General features: G+C 73.6%; 11 protein-coding genes and 2 tRNA genes. 2 read left to right on the top strand and 11 right to left on the bottom strand.

What is annotated here, in order from left to right; translation table 11 throughout:
- The first annotated feature begins 413 nt into the window (after positions 1-413).
- Complete coding sequence (locus tag ACK8HX_RS15910) at positions 414-917, top strand: helix-turn-helix domain-containing protein (RefSeq protein ID WP_411941700.1); 504 nt, start codon at positions 414-416, stop codon at positions 915-917.
- Positions 918-978: 61 nt separating this feature from the next.
- On the opposite strand, the gene ACK8HX_RS15905 is transcribed toward ACK8HX_RS15910, so the two are convergent.
- From ACK8HX_RS15905 to ACK8HX_RS15870, 8 genes are all read right to left on the bottom strand, one after another.
- Positions 979-2,052: a UDP-N-acetylmuramate dehydrogenase gene (locus ACK8HX_RS15905; protein WP_411941699.1), complete on the bottom strand. Its 1,074-nt coding sequence runs from the start codon at positions 2,050-2,052 to the stop codon at positions 979-981.
- Positions 2,052-2,474 (bottom strand): MaoC family dehydratase, encoded by a 423-nt coding sequence (locus tag ACK8HX_RS15900; protein ID WP_411941698.1) that lies wholly within the window; start codon positions 2,472-2,474, stop codon positions 2,052-2,054. Before ACK8HX_RS15900 ends, ACK8HX_RS15905 begins: the two co-directional genes overlap by 1 nt.
- A 2-nt stretch (positions 2,475-2,476) precedes the next feature.
- Entirely contained in the window at positions 2,477-2,926 is a 450-nt protein-coding gene (locus tag ACK8HX_RS15895; protein WP_411941697.1) for an FAS1-like dehydratase domain-containing protein, read from the bottom strand.
- Between the two features lie 98 nt (positions 2,927-3,024).
- Entirely contained in the window at positions 3,025-3,195 is a 171-nt protein-coding gene (gene rpmG, locus ACK8HX_RS15890; protein ID WP_166099994.1) for a 50S ribosomal protein L33, read from the bottom strand.
- Between the two features lie 134 nt (positions 3,196-3,329).
- Positions 3,330-3,403: transfer RNA gene (locus ACK8HX_RS15885), tRNA-Met, on the bottom strand.
- Between the two features lie 42 nt (positions 3,404-3,445).
- Positions 3,446-3,518, bottom strand: a tRNA-Thr gene (locus ACK8HX_RS15880).
- A 49-nt stretch (positions 3,519-3,567) separates the two neighbouring features.
- Entirely contained in the window at positions 3,568-4,338 is a 771-nt protein-coding gene (locus tag ACK8HX_RS15875) for a helical backbone metal receptor (RefSeq protein ID WP_411941751.1), read from the bottom strand.
- On the bottom strand, positions 4,335-5,096 hold the full coding sequence (locus ACK8HX_RS15870) for an SDR family NAD(P)-dependent oxidoreductase (protein WP_411941696.1): 762 nt from the start codon (positions 5,094-5,096) through the stop codon (positions 4,335-4,337). The genes ACK8HX_RS15875 and ACK8HX_RS15870 overlap by 4 nt, the downstream gene beginning before the upstream one ends.
- A 71-nt stretch (positions 5,097-5,167) precedes the next feature.
- Between ACK8HX_RS15870 and ACK8HX_RS15865 the strand changes: the two genes are divergently transcribed.
- Positions 5,168-5,968 (top strand): deoxyribonuclease IV, encoded by an 801-nt coding sequence (locus ACK8HX_RS15865; RefSeq protein WP_411941695.1) that lies wholly within the window; start codon positions 5,168-5,170, stop codon positions 5,966-5,968.
- Positions 5,969-5,985: 17 nt separating this feature from the next.
- Here the strand turns inward: ACK8HX_RS15865 and ACK8HX_RS15860 are convergent, their stop codons facing one another.
- The 3 genes from ACK8HX_RS15860 to aroQ form a co-directional block, all read right to left on the bottom strand.
- On the bottom strand, positions 5,986-9,582 hold the full coding sequence (locus tag ACK8HX_RS15860) for an ATP-binding cassette domain-containing protein (protein WP_411941694.1): 3,597 nt from the start codon (positions 9,580-9,582) through the stop codon (positions 5,986-5,988).
- Between the two features lie 333 nt (positions 9,583-9,915).
- On the bottom strand, positions 9,916-13,161 hold the full coding sequence (gene icmF / locus ACK8HX_RS15855; RefSeq protein ID WP_411941693.1) for a fused isobutyryl-CoA mutase/GTPase IcmF: 3,246 nt from the start codon (positions 13,159-13,161) through the stop codon (positions 9,916-9,918).
- 53 nt (positions 13,162-13,214) lie between these two features.
- Positions 13,215-13,667, bottom strand: a complete 453-nt coding sequence (gene aroQ / locus ACK8HX_RS15850) for a type II 3-dehydroquinate dehydratase (RefSeq protein WP_411941692.1) — start codon at positions 13,665-13,667, stop codon at positions 13,215-13,217.
- Positions 13,668-13,704 lie beyond the last annotated feature (37 nt).

Genomic DNA, 13,704 nt, shown 5'->3' with positions numbered 1-13,704 from the left:
CGCCGCCCCACAACGCCCAGCGAGCTGCCTCCCCACGCGAAGTAGCGATGTGTGCCTCACCGGGGGGTGCAGCTGACTTCGCTCCGACAGGCGGAGCACCGCACTTCGCTCCGACAGGCGGAGCACCGCACTTCGCTCCGACAGGCGGAGCACCGCACTTCGCTCCGACAGGCGGAGCACCGCACTTCGCTCCGACAGGCGGAGCACCGCACTTCGCTCCGACAGGCGGAGCACCGCACTTCGCTCCGACAGGCGGAGCACCGCACTTCGCTCCGTCAGGGGAAGCAATGCGTAGCGACTCACGGAGGGTCGCGGTGCACCCCCTTCGTCCACACCTGCCCACCGGCGGACCGGCTTTCCACAGATGCTCGGCGCCCCTACCCGCTCGCCTGCGCGGAATGGATCGTCGACCCATGACACCCACTCCACGCACCTGGCCCACCTTCGCGGACCAGCTCCTGACGGCGAGGACCCGACTCGACCTCGCGCAGGAGATCGGCCTCGCGCTCCGCGCCGACCGCCGTCGGCTCCACCTGAGCCAACGGGCCTACGCGGTCCGCCGAGGACTCACGAACGCGATGGTCGCCCGGCTCGAGGCGCACGCCGGCGACCTCAAGCTCGGCGATGTCGTCCACGCCCTCGACGGCACCGCCTTCGAGCTCCGGCTCTGCCACCGGGCGCCCGAGGGCGAGGAGCCCGCCGGGCACGGCACGGTCGTCGCGCCCGGCTACTGGCCTCGGACCGAGCTGCTGGCGCGCACGCGTGACGGGTCCAGACGGTTTCCGGCGCACCACCCGACCGGCCAGGTCTCCCGGCCGCCGCTGTGGTGGTGGAACCGCGAGGCGACCTGGGCCTTCGCCAAGGAACCCAACTGGTACGCACCGAGGACGGGCGCCGGATGGGACGTCGCTTCGTAGCCGAGCCGACGCGGGTCGCTCCCTCGAGCCGATGCTGTCCAGGGTGGCCGACCGGGTGCGGTCAGAGGGTCGCGCCGACGAGGACCGGTTCGTTGACCAGCCGCACGCCGAAGGCCTCCTCCACCCCGGCGCGCACGCGCCGCGCGAGGTCGATCACGTCATCGGTGGTCGCCGAGCCTCGGTTCGTCACCGCGAGGGTGTGCTTCGTCGACAGCGACGCCGGCCCCGGCAGCCCGAACCCCTTGGTGAACCCGGCGCGCTCGATGAGCCACGCCGCGCTCGACTTCACGTGGCCCGACCCGTCCGGGAAGCCGGGTGGAGGCGCAGCGTCCGGTCCGAGCCGCTCCCCCACCCGCGTCCTCAGGGCCTCGAAGTCGGCCTCGGACAGGATCGGGTTGGTGAAGAACGACCCGCACGACCACGTGTCGTGGTCCTCGGCGTCGAGCACCATCCCCCGGCGCCGCCGCTGGGCGAGGACGGCCTCACGCGCGTCCGCGAGGGGAACGCGCTCCCCCACCTCCACCCCGAGCTGGGTGGCGAGGTCGGCGTAGCGCACCGGCTGGGAGAGGGACTGCAGCACCAGCTGGAACATGACGTCGATGACGACGTAGCGGTCGGTCGACTTGAACACCGAGTGGCGGTAGGTGAACCCGCAGTCGGAGGCCGCCATCGTCCGCACCCGCTGCTCCATGCGGTCCCAGACCCGCACGCGGGCGATCGTCTGGGCCACCTCCTGCCCGTACGCGCCCACGTTCTGCACGGGCGTCGCACCGGTCGAGCCGGGGATGCCGGAGAGCGCCTCGACGCCCGACCAACCCTCCTCGACGGCGCGCGTGACGAATCCGTCCCAGTCCTCGCCCGCGGCCACGGTGACGTTCGCGCCACCGCACAGGTCCGCCGAGTCCACCGAGACCCCGGTCGTCGCCACCTTGACGACCGTGCCCTCGAACCCCTCGTCGGCGACGACGAGGTTGGACCCGCCGGCGAGGACGAGGAGCGGCTCGTCGGCGTCGTCGACCTCACGGACGGCGTCGACGAGCTCGTCCGCGGTCGAGACGACCACCATGCGCGCGGCCGGACCCCCGACACGCATCGTCGTGTGCCCCGCGAGGGGCTCGGCGAACAGCTCCTGCATCAGGGCAGCACGACGACCGCGACGCAGCGGCCGAGGACCTTCTCGCCTCCGCACGTGGTCGTGAGGTCGACGGTCACCCGGCCGGACTCGACGTCGACCGCCTTGACGACGCCGGACACCTCGATCGAGGAGCCCTCGGCCGGCACGACCACCGGCTTGGTGAAACGGGTCCCGAACTCGACGACCCGTCCTGCATCGCCGGCCCAGTCGGAGACGACGGTGCCGGACGCCCCCATCGTCCACATCCCGTGGGCGATGACGTCGGGCAGCCCGACCGACCGGGCGAACGCCTCGTCCTGGTGGATCGGGTTCTGGTCGCCGGACGCGTTCGCGTACGCGACGAGCGTCCCCCGCGAGACGGGCACGGTGACGGGGCCGATGACCTCGCCGACCGAGACCTCCGAGAGCTGGCGGACGGTCATCCTCACTCCTCCCCGCCGCGGACGACGATCGTCGAGGTCGACGTCGCGAGGGCCTCGCCGGCCGACGTCGCGAGCTCGGTGCGCGTGGTCACCATCGCGTGGCCGCCGGCCGAGCGGACGGCGTCGACGGTGGTCGTGCCGACCACCTCGTCGCCCGCGGTGATGGGGCGGTGGTGGACGAAGCGCTGCTCACCGTGGACCACGCGGCTGAAGTCGATGCCGGCCTCGGGGTCGGTGACGTAGGCGCGCTCGGCGGCCTGGGAGAACCGGACCGCCATCGTCGGTGGGGCGATGACGTCGCGGTGACCGGCCGCGCGCGCGGCAACGGCATCGGTGTGGACCGGGTCGGTGGCCCCGACGGCCGCGGCGAACGCGGCGATGAGGGCGGCGTCGACGGCGTAGGGCCCGCTCGGCGGGTAGGTCCGCCCGACGAAGTCTGGGTTCACGGCCATGGCGACCACCCTAGTGCGCCGCCCGAGGAACCCATGCCGCCCGGACATGCGCGAGGCCGCCGGCACCGGGGGTGCGGGCGGCCTCGGAGACGCTGGGGTCAGCGGGTCTCGCGGTGCGCGGTGTGCTTCTTGCAGCGCGGGCAGAACTTCGCCAGCTCGAGCCGGTCGGGGTCGTTGCGGCGGTTCTTCTTCGTGATGTAGTTGCGCTCCTTGCACTCCGTGCACGCCATGGTGATCTTGGGGCGGACGTCGGCGCTCTTGCTGGCCACGGGGCAACCTGCTCTCGAGAAGGTGAAACGGTCTGGATCGGGGGTGTCGGCCGGCGGTGCGAGAGGCACTCGCGCGACAACCGGCACCCAACGATACGCGACCTCGGGGAATCCCCGAAATCGCCTGCGATCGGTAGCGGGAGCGGGGCTCGATCCCGCGACCTCACGATTATGAGTCGTGCGCTCTAACCAGCTGAGCTACCCCGCCAAGGGGTGCGCCCGGGACCGATGACCGGCCCGGCCGGACCAGAGCCCCCTGTCGGAATCGAACCGACGACCTTTTCCTTACCATGGAAACGCTCTGCCGACTGAGCTAAGGGGGCGTGCGCCCTGCGGTTTCGAGGCCGCGGGCGCGACGGAGACACTACACGGTCAGGTCCGGTCGAATGAAATCCGGGCCGGCACGAGCGAGGGCCCGTACCAGGTGAGCAGACGACCCGAGACGAGCCGGGTCGGCAGCCGCGAGAAGGCTTCCGGCCCATCGGTGCCCGTGAACACGTAGGGCTCGTCCGGCAGCAGCACGACGTCGGCCACCTCGGGGTCGTCGAGCTCCTCGGGGTCGGCCCTCGGGTACCGGCCCTCCCCTCCCCCGGTGACGACCTCGATGCCGGCGCGGGCGAGGAGGTCGGCGGTGAACGTCGGCCGCCCCACGACCATCCAGGGGTCGCGCCAGATCGGCACGACGGCGCGGGTGTGCGGCGACGGCACCGGACCACTCCACGCCGCAGCGGCCTCGACGAGCCACTCCGGGTCGCCCGCGACCCCGAGGACGGACCGGAACAACCGCCGCATCGTCGCGAGCGCCTCCGGCACGGTCTCGATGACGGTCACCCACACCGGCACCCCTCGCTCGCGCAGCCGCCGCACGTCCAGCTCGCGGTTCTCCTCCTGGTTGGCGACGACGAGGTCGGGCGCCAGCGCCGCGACCGCCGTGAGGTCCGGGTTCTTCGTCCCGCGCACGCGCGCGACGCCCCGCTCGTCGAGGTCGGCGGGGTGGGTGCACCAGTCGGTCGCCCCCACGAGGCGCTCCGGGCAGGTCGCGGCCAGCGCCTCGGTGAGCGACGGCACGAGCGAGACGACGCGGCGCACCGGTCCCGCGAGGGGCACGGGTGCGCCGAGGTCGTCGCGCAGGGTCACGGTCAGCGGGGCGCCATCCGCAGCGCCCCGTCCATCCGGATGACCTCGCCGTTGAGGTAGTCGTGGTCGACGATCGCGAGCGCGAGCCGGGCGTACTCGTCGGGGCGGGCCAGGCGCTGCGGGAACGGCACCCCGGCGGCGAGGCCGGCGCGGAACTCCTCCGACACCGTCGCGAGCATCGGCGTCTCGACGATGCCGGGGGCGATCGTCATGACGCGGATGCCGTACTGGGCCAGGTCGCGCGCCGCCGGGAGGGTGAGCCCGACGATGCCGCCCTTGGAGGACGCGTACGCCGCCTGCCCGACCTGGCCGTCGAAGGCGGCGATGCTCGCCGTGTTGATGACGACGCCGCGCTGGCCGCCCTCGTCGGGCTCGGTGGCGGCGATGGCCTCGGCGGCGACGGCGAGGACCGTGAAGGAGCCCACGAGGTTGATCTGGACCACCTTGGCGTAGAGCGCGAGGTCGTGGACGCCCTTGCGGCCGAGGATGCGCGCCGAGGGCCCGATTCCGGCGCAGTTGACGACGATCCGCAGGGGCCGGTCGGGGTCGTTCGAGGCGACCGCCACGGCGGCCCTGACCTCGTCCTCCGAGGTGACGTCGGTGGGGACGTACTCGATGCCGGGGGCGTCCGGGGCGGTCTCGCACGCGGCGGGCAGGTCGAGGGCGACGACGCGGGCGCCGGCGCCGGCGAGGGCGGCCGCGGTGGCGGCGCCGAGTCCCGATGCGCCCCCGGTGACGATGGCGGTGGTGTTCGCGGTCTGCATGGGCGCCATCCTGCCGTGCCCGGGCCACCGGGCCGAGCCCGGGCACCGGGAGTGCGCCGTACCGTGGAGTCATGGCACTGCGCATCGGTGGACACGTCGACCAGGCCGACCCGGTGGCCGAGGCCGCCGCGCGCGGCGCGACCCTCAGCCAGTTCTTCCTCGGCGACCCGCAGAGCTACAAGGGGCCGGTCGTCGAGTACGCCGGCGGGGCCGCGGCCCTCAGGACCGCGGCCGAGGCGGCCGGGGTCGACCTCTACGTCCACGCCCCCTACCCGATCAACGTCGCCGCGACGAACAACCGGATCCGCATCCCCGGGCGCAAGCTGCTCCAGCAGCACCTCACCGCCGCCGCCGAGATCGGCGCCAAGGGCGTCATCGTCCACGGCGGCCACCTCGGCAAGGACGAGGACAGCGACGTCGGCTTCGACAACTGGCGCAAGTGCGTCGACGGGCTCGACATGGCGGTGCCGCTCCTCATCGAGAACACGGCGGGTGGCGACAACGCCATGGCGCGGCGGCTCGAGGCGATCGAGCGGCTCTGGGAGGCGATCGGCCGGGCCGAGGGGGGTGACACCGTCGGCTTCTGCCTCGACACCTGCCACGCGCACGCCGGTGGCAACGACCTCGGCAGCGTCGTCGAGAAGGTCCGGGCCGTCACCGGACGGATCGACCTCGTGCACTGCAACGACAGCCGCGACGAGTTCGACTCGGGGGCCGACCGGCACACCAACCTCGGGTCGGGGCACATCGACGCCGCCGACCTCGCCGAGCTGGTCCGGGCCGCCGGGGCGCCGGTCGTCGTCGAGACGCCCGGCGGTGTCGAGGGCCAGAGCGCCGACATCGCCTGGCTCCGCGACCGCGTCGACGCCTGACCGAGGCCGTCGCGGCGTCAGCCGGCCAGGTGCCCCCAGGCCGGGGCGAGGGAACGCCACGGCCCGATGCCCGCGACCCGACCGTCGACGAGGACGACGACCCGGTCGGCCTGCTCGAGGGCGGCGCGCTTGGAGGTCGCCCCGATGACCGTCGTGCCGCGCTCGCGCAGCGCCGACCACAGCTCGACCTCGGTCGTCGCGTCGAGGGCGCTGGACACGTCGTCGGCGAGCACGAGCTCGGTCTCGGCGGCGAGGGCCCGCGCGAGCGCGAGCCGCTGGACCTGGCCGCCGGAGAGCCGGACCCCGCGGTGCCCGACGACGGCGTCGTGGCCGCCGGCGTCGTCGACGTCGTCGCGCAGGCGGGCGTCGGCGATGGCGCGGTCGAGGGCGCGCCCGTGCCCGAGCGCGACGTTCTCGGCGAAGGTGCCCGAGAGCACGCGCGGCACCTGCGCCACGTACGACACCTGTCCGGGGCGGAGGAAGACCTGCGCGTCCTCGACCTCGACGCCGTTCCAGGTGATCGACCCGGTGTGGTCGAGCAGCCCGGCCAGGGCGCCCAGCAGGCTCGACTTCCCGGACCCGACCTGCCCGAGGAGGAGGACGAGCTCGCCGGCCCCGACGGTGAGGTCGACGCCCTCGACCCCCCGCGTGCCGTCGTCGTGGACCGCGCCCACACCGGTGAGCCGCAGCTCGCGCAGCGGGACGCGCTCGGGCTCCTCGGCCGCCGGGGCCGTGCCCGCGACGAGGTCGACACCGGCCGGGAGGCGCACGAGGTCGACCCCACCGGCGAGGCGGCTCGTGGCCCGCTGCCAGGACCGGGTACCGGGCGCCTCGGTGACGACGGCACCGGCGACGCGCCCGAACCAGTCGAACCCGTTGACCGCACCCGCGACGAGGATCGCGGTGCCGAGCTCCCAGGTGCCGAGGACGTACGTGGCCCACGCGGCGACCACGCCCACCTGGACCATGACGACCGGGACTCCGTCGAGGACGGCCTGGACGCGGTGCTCGAAGACCGCGGCCTCGACGCGCCCGGCGTCGACCGACCGCAGGTGGCGGCGCGCGGCCGGGGTCGCGGCGGCGAGCTTGACGGTCCGCGCCGACTCCAGCACCGACACGAGCGAGCGCCCGAAGCGGGCCCGCGCCCTCGACGACTCGGCGGCGGACCGGCCCGCGACCGGGCGCCCCACCGCCGACGCCAGCGCCGAGCCGACGAGCACGACGAGGAGCACGCCCCCGGCGAGGAGGCTGCCGCCGAGCAGCGCGGTGACCACGACGATCGCGAGGCCGTTGAGGAAGTCGACCCACCGGTCGGCGTAGAGGGCGTAGCGGTCGGCGTCCATCGACCGCGCGACGACCTCGCCCGGCGGGGTGCGCTCGAGCCGGTGCTGGCGGGTCTGCCCGGCGAGCACCGACATCCGCACCCGCAGCATGACCTCGATCCACCAGCGCGGGTAGCGGCGGATCGCCGCGGTGAGGATGAGCGGTGACACGACGACGAACGTCGCGGTCAGGGCCGTGAGGACGACCGTGCGGGTGTCCCAGCCGGCGCCCGTGCGCAGGTGCTCGACGACCCGGCCCCACACGAAGCCGGTGGCCGCACCGAAGGCGCCGCCGAGGGCCGACACGAGGAAGAGGATGGCCGGCCAGATGCCCCACCGCGGCCGCACGAGGAGGGCGGAGAGGACGCCGCGGGCGAGCGACGGCCCGTCACCGGGGTCGGGGACGACCGGCGGAGGGCCCGTGCGACGGGCACCACCGACCCCGGCCACGTCGTCGCCGACCCGAAGGGCCCCGCGTCCCTGGTCGGCCACGGCGGCGTCCGCGCCCGGGTCCGGCCCGCCCGGCGCCACGAGGTCGGACCCGCTCGCCTCGAGGAGGCGCCGGAAGGGACCCGGCTCGAGGGCGACCTCGCTGCGCCGGCCCTGCTGGACGACGCGGCCGTGGTCGAGGACGGCCACCGCGTCGGCGCGGGCCGTCGTCGTGAGCCGGTGCGCGACGAGGATGCCGGTGCGGCCGGTGAGCAGCCGGTCGGCGGCCCCGACGACGAGGGACTCGGTGAGCGGGTCCATCCGGGCGGTGGCCTCGTCGAGGACGACGACCGCGACGTCGCGCACGAGCAGCCGGGCGAAGGCGACGAGCTGCTCCTCGCCCGCGGACAGCGGCGTGCCCCCCGGACCGAGCAGCGTGTCCAGCCCGGAGGGCAGGCCCGCGACCCACCCGTCGAGGCCCAGCTCGGTGACGGCCGCCTCGACCCGCGCTCGTGGCAGGTCGGCGAACAGCGCGATGTTCTCGGCGAGCGTGCCGGCGAGGATCTCGGTGCGCTGCGTGACGACCCCCACCGCCGCTCGCAGCCGCTCGAGGTCGAGGTCGAGGACGTCGACCCCGCCGAGCAGCACGGACCCGCGCTCGGGCTCCACGGCCCGCGAGAGCAGCGACGCGAGCGTGGACTTCCCCGAGCCGGTACGCCCCACGAGGGCACACGTGCGCCCTCCGGGGACGTGCAGCGAGACCCCGCGCAGGGCGAACTCCCCGCTCCCGTAGGCGAAGTGGAGGTCGCGGAACTCGATGTCGAGCGGACCCTCGGGGACCGACGCCCCGCCCGAGGGCTCCGGGGCCGTGCCGAGCAGCTGCCGCAGCCGGGTGATGGCACCCAGCCCGGCCTGGAGCTCGGGGAGGTGGCGCGCCATCTGGTCGACCTGCCCGACGAAGGTGCTCGTGACGAGGAAGAGGGTGACGAGCCGGGCGACGGACAGCCTGCCGTCGGCGACGAGCGCCACGCCGGCGACGCACGTGCCCGCGAGCAGCCCGTACAGCAGCGCACCGGTGCGCACCATCACCCTGCTCTGCAGGGCCAGCACGTCGTCGAGCCTGCGGTGGACCACCGCCGACAGCGCGCTGAGCCGCCGGACCACGTGCGCCTGCCCGAGGCTGGTGCGCAGGTCGTCGCGGGCGGTGACGCCCTCCTCGAGCGCGGCCGCGTGGTCGGTCCACGCCATCTCCTCGACGACCTTGCGCTCGGCGATCGCGGGGAGCAGCCGCCGCACGACGAGGAAGGCCGAGGCGCCGGCGAGGGGGAACAGCACCCACGCCGGCCACCAGGTCAGGCCCGCGACCACCCACATCGGGACGGCCGCGAAGACCGTGCGGAAGGCGTCCCAGACCTGGCGCCGCAGCATCGAGCCGACGTGGTGCGTGTCGTCGTCGATTCGGTCGAGGACCTCACCGACCGCCTGCTCGGAGAGGGCGGCGAGCGGCTGGTGGAGGGCGGCGTCGAGGAGGTCGCCACGCAGGCGGCCCTCCGCACGGTCGACGACGCCCGCCCAGACCGTGCGCCCCGCGGTGTCGAGGACGGCCGCCCCGACGACGCACAGGGCCAGCAGCCCGACGAGCCGGGTGGACGGGTCGGCCACGAGGAGCCCGGCGACGACGGTGCCGAGGGTGCGTCCGACCGCGCCGACCGCCGAGGCGGACAGGGCGAGCCCCGAGGCCCAGCCGCGCAGCCGGCGCGGACCGATGGAACGCGCGGCGTCGTCGCCCCGGCCGGGGCCCGACCCGGTCGGTCCCGGTGCGGCGTCGGTGCTGCTCGGTGCTGGTGCGGTCGTGGTCCCCATCACCGACGAACCTACGTGCCGGCACCGACGCCGGTCACCCGGGTTTCCGCCGAGCGCCCCGGCGCAGCCGCCCCGTCGGTGCCCGCCACGACGCTCGCGCCGTGCCCGAGTTCGCCTGGCGGCCGGCCAACGAGGCGACCACCGCCGACCCCGGAGGCCGAGGGCGTGTGGTCGGTCACCTGCTTCGTCGTCCGCAAGGGCTTCCGCCGGCAGGGGCTGATGGACGAGCTCGGCGCCGCCACCGCCGGGTACGAGGTCCATGCCGAGCCCACGCTGGGCCGACGCGTGGTGCGCCGGCGGCTGGCCGGGCCCGGCCGACCCGACCGGCCGCCCTCAGACGTTGCGCCGGTACTGGCCGCCGACCTCGAAGAACGCCTCGGTCACCTGCTGCAGCGAGCACACCCGCGCCGCGTCCATCAGCACCGCGAACACGTTCTCGCCAGACACAGCGGCCTCCTTGAGGCGGGCGAGCGCCTCCTCGGCCTCCGTGCGGTGGGCCTCGCGGTACGCGGTGACGCGCGCGAGCTGGCTCTCCTTCTCCGACTCCGAGGCACGCGCGAGGACGACCTCCTTCGGCGCCTCGTCGGCCCGCGGGTTGCGGAAGGTGTTGACGCCGATGATCGGGAGCGACCCGTCGTGCTTGCGGTGCTCGTAGAGCATCGACTCGTCCTGGATCCTGCCGCGCTGGTAGCCGGTCTCCATCGCGCCGAGGACGCCCCCGCGCTCGGAGATGCGGTCGAACTCGGCGAGCACCGCGGCCTCGACGAGGTCGGTCAGCTCGTCGACGACGAACGAGCCCTGGAGCGGGTTCTCGTTCATGGCGAGACCCCACTCGCGGTTGATGATGAGCTGGATGGCCAGGGCCCGTCGCACCGACTCCTCCGAGGGCGTCGTCACGGCCTCGTCGAACGCGTTGGTGTGCAGGCTGTTCGCGTTGTCGTAGATCGCGATGAGCGCCTGGAGCGTCGTACGGATGTCGTTGAAGTCCATCTCCTGCGCGTGCAGCGACCGGCCCGACGTCTGCACGTGGTACTTCAGCTTCTGGCTGCGCTCGTTGGCGCCGTACTTCTCCTTCATCGCGATGGCCCAGATGCGGCGGGCGACGCGGCCGATGACGGTGTACTCGGGGTCCATCCCGTTGGAGAAGAAGAACGACAGGTTCGGCGCGAAGTCGTCGATGTCCATGCCGCGCGCGAGGTAGGCCTCGACGTACGTGAACCCGTTGGCGAGGGTGAAGGCGAGCTGGCTGATGGGGTTCGCCCCGGCCTCGGCGATGTGGTAGCCGCTGATCGAGACCGAGTAGAAGTTGCGGACGCCCTTGTCGATGAACCACTCCTGGATGTCGGCCATCATCCGCAGCGAGAACTCGGTGGAGAACAGGCAGGTGTTCTGGCCCTGGTCCTCCTTGAGGATGTCGGCCTGCACCGTGCCGCGGACGACCTGGAGCGCCCTCGCGCGCACGCCCGCCTCCTCCTCGGCCGACGGCCGGCGGTCGTTCTCGGCGACCCAGGCCTCGACCGCGCGGTCCATGACGGTGTTGAGGAAGAACGCGAGGATGGTCGGCGCCGGCCCGTTGATCGTCATCGAGACGCTCGTCGTGGGCGAGGTGAGGTCGAAGCCCGCGTAGAGCTCCTTCATGTCGTCGAGGGTCGCGACCGAGACCCCGGAGGTGCCGACCTTGCCGTAGATGTCGGGGCGGCGGTCCGGGTCGCGCCCGTAGAGCGTGACCGAGTCGAAGGCCGTCGACAGGCGGGTGGCGGGCTGGCCCTCGGAGAGCAGCTTGAAGCGGCGGTTGGTCCGGAACGGGTCACCCTCGCCGGCGAACATGCGCGCGGGGTCCTCGTTGTCCCGCTTGAACGGGAAGACGCCTGCGGTGAAGGGGAAGTGGCCCGGGAGGTTCTCGCGCCGGAGGAACGACACGAGGTCGCCGTCGTCGTTGTACCGAGGCAGGGACACCCGACGGATCCGGTTGCCGGACAGCGACTCCCGCACGAGGGAGGTGTGGATCTCCCTGTCGCGCACGGTGACCACCTGCTCGTCACCCGAGTACGCCTCGACGACCGACGACCACCCGGCGAGCTGGCGGGCGACCTCGATGGGCAGGTCGTCCCGGGCCTCGGCCAGCAGCGCGTCGACGTCGGAGCGGTCCTTGCCGGCCCGTTCGAGGGCGGTGCCGACCTCGGACAGCCGTTGCACGCGGCGGGCGGCGTCGGCCCAGCGCTCGGTGTCGCCGTGGAAGTCACGCACGGTGTCGGCGATCTCGGACAGGTAGCGGACCCGCGACGGCGGGACGACCTGGCGCAGCACGGAGGAGTGCCGCACGTCGACGTGCGCGAGGGTCCCCTCGGACAGCCCGAGCCCCTTGTCCGCCAGCAGCCGCGTGAGCTCCTGGTAGAGCGCGGTGACCCCGTCGTCGTTGAAGGTCGCGGCAGACGTGCCGAAGACCGGCATGTCCTCGGGCCTCTTGCCGAAGGCCCCCCGGTTGCGGACGAGCTGGCGACCGACGTCGCGCAACGCGTCCATGGCTCCGCGGCGCTCGAACTTGTTGATGGCGACGACGTCGGCGAAGTCGAGCATGTCGATCTTCTCGAGCTGGCTCGCGGCGCCGAACTCCGGCGTCATGACGTAGAGGTTGACGTCCGCGTACGTCGTGATCGCGGCGTCGCCCTGGCCGATGCCCGGGGTCTCGACGACGACGAGGTCGAAGCCGGCCGCCTTGAGGATGGTGAGGACGTCGGGCAGCGCCTCGGGGACCTCGCGCCCGCCACGGGTCGCGAGCGAGCGGAAGTAGACGCGGTCGCCGTCGAGGCTGTTCATCCGGATCCGGTCGCCGAGGAGGGCACCCCCGCCGCGGCGGCGGGTCGGGTCGATGGCGATGCAGGCGACGCGCAGCTTGTCCTGCTGGTCGACCCGCAGGCGGCGGACGAGCTCGTCGGTCAGCGACGACTTGCCCGACCCGCCCGTGCCCGTGATGCCGAGGACGGGCACCGTGCGCCCGGCAGCGGCCCGCTCGAGCTCGGCGCGCAGGTCGTCGGTCAGGTGGCCGGTCTCGGCGGCGGTGACGGCGCGCGCGACGGCCGCGCGCTCCCCCGCGAGGACGGCCGCCGCGGTGGTCGGGCCCTCCACCCACAGGTCGCGGTCGCAGGCGGCGACCACCTGGTTGACCATCCCCGGGAGGCCGAGCCGCTGGCCGTCCTCCGGGCTGAAGATCGTCACCCCGGCGGCGCGCAGCCGCTCGATCTCGGCCGGCACGATGACCCCGCCACCGCCCCCGACGACCGTCACGTGTCCGGCTCCGGCCTCACGGAGCAGCTCGACGAGGTACTCGAAGTACTCGACGTGCCCACCCTGGTAGGACGACACGGCCACGCCCTGGACGTCCTCCTCGACCGCGGCGTCGACGACCTCCTGGACCGAGCGGTTGTGCCCGAGGTGGATGACCTCGGCGCCCTGCGCCTGCATGATCCGCCGCATGATGTTGATCGACGCGTCGTGGCCGTCGAACAGGCTCGACGCCGAGACGATGCGGACGGGGTGCTGCGGGACGTGGAGACCGGTGTCGGTCGGCTGCGCTGCCATCGTGGGGGTCCCTTCGGGTGGCTTCTCCCCGAGATACTAGGACGTCCTAGTAGTTACCGGGAAGTCACCGACCGCCCGGCCCCCACCCAGTCGACCGCCTCCGCGTACCCCCGGACCCCGTGCCCGATGACGTGGTGGTCGCAGACGTCGGTGAGGTAGCTGTGGCGGCGGAACTCCTCGCGCGCGTGGATGTCGCTGATGTGCACCTCGACCCGCGGCACCCGACAGGCCGAGAGCGCGTCGCGCAGCGCGACGGAGGTGTGGGTGTACCCGGCGGCGTTGACGACGATGCCCGCGATGCCGGACCGCCCCTCCTGGACCCAGTCGACGAGTGTGCCCTCGTGGTTGGTCTGCCGGAAGTCGACGGTGAGCCCGTGCGCCGCGGCGGCCTCGACGCACAGCGCCTCGACGTCGGCGAGGGTGTCGTGGCCGTAGACCCCGGGCTCGCGCTCGCCGAGGAGGTTGAGGTTGGGTCCGTTGAGCACGAGCACGGTCCGGTCGTCCATGGTCGCCGAGCCTAGACGCGGCGGACGGGGCTCGCGC

The organism is Oryzobacter faecalis, from assembly GCF_046764005.1.
Taxonomy (GTDB): Bacteria; Actinomycetota; Actinomycetes; order Actinomycetales; family Dermatophilaceae; genus Oryzobacter; species Oryzobacter faecalis.
The sequence above is the reverse complement of the archived record's forward strand: the minus strand, read 5'-3'. Positions and strand labels throughout refer to the sequence as shown.

Bases quoted from the DNA above. Each gene is read 5' to 3' on its own strand.
- ACK8HX_RS15910 (WP_411941700.1), top strand. From the start codon at position 414: ATGACACCCACTCCACGCACCTGGCCCACCTTCGCGGACCAGCTCCTG.
- ACK8HX_RS15905 (WP_411941699.1), bottom strand. From the start codon at position 2,052: ATGCAGGAGCTGTTCGCCGAGCCCCTCGCGGGGCACACGACGATGCGT.
- ACK8HX_RS15900 (WP_411941698.1), bottom strand. From the start codon at position 2,474: ATGACCGTCCGCCAGCTCTCGGAGGTCTCGGTCGGCGAGGTCATCGGC.
- ACK8HX_RS15895 (WP_411941697.1), bottom strand. From the start codon at position 2,926: ATGGCCGTGAACCCAGACTTCGTCGGGCGGACCTACCCGCCGAGCGGG.
- ACK8HX_RS15870 (WP_411941696.1), bottom strand. From the start codon at position 5,096: ATGCAGACCGCGAACACCACCGCCATCGTCACCGGGGGCGCATCGGGA.
- ACK8HX_RS15865 (WP_411941695.1), top strand. From the start codon at position 5,168: ATGGCACTGCGCATCGGTGGACACGTCGACCAGGCCGACCCGGTGGCC.
- ACK8HX_RS15860 (WP_411941694.1), bottom strand. From the start codon at position 9,582: ATGGGGACCACGACCGCACCAGCACCGAGCAGCACCGACGCCGCACCG.
- icmF (WP_411941693.1), bottom strand. From the start codon at position 13,161: ATGGCAGCGCAGCCGACCGACACCGGTCTCCACGTCCCGCAGCACCCC.
- aroQ (WP_411941692.1), bottom strand. From the start codon at position 13,667: ATGGACGACCGGACCGTGCTCGTGCTCAACGGACCCAACCTCAACCTC.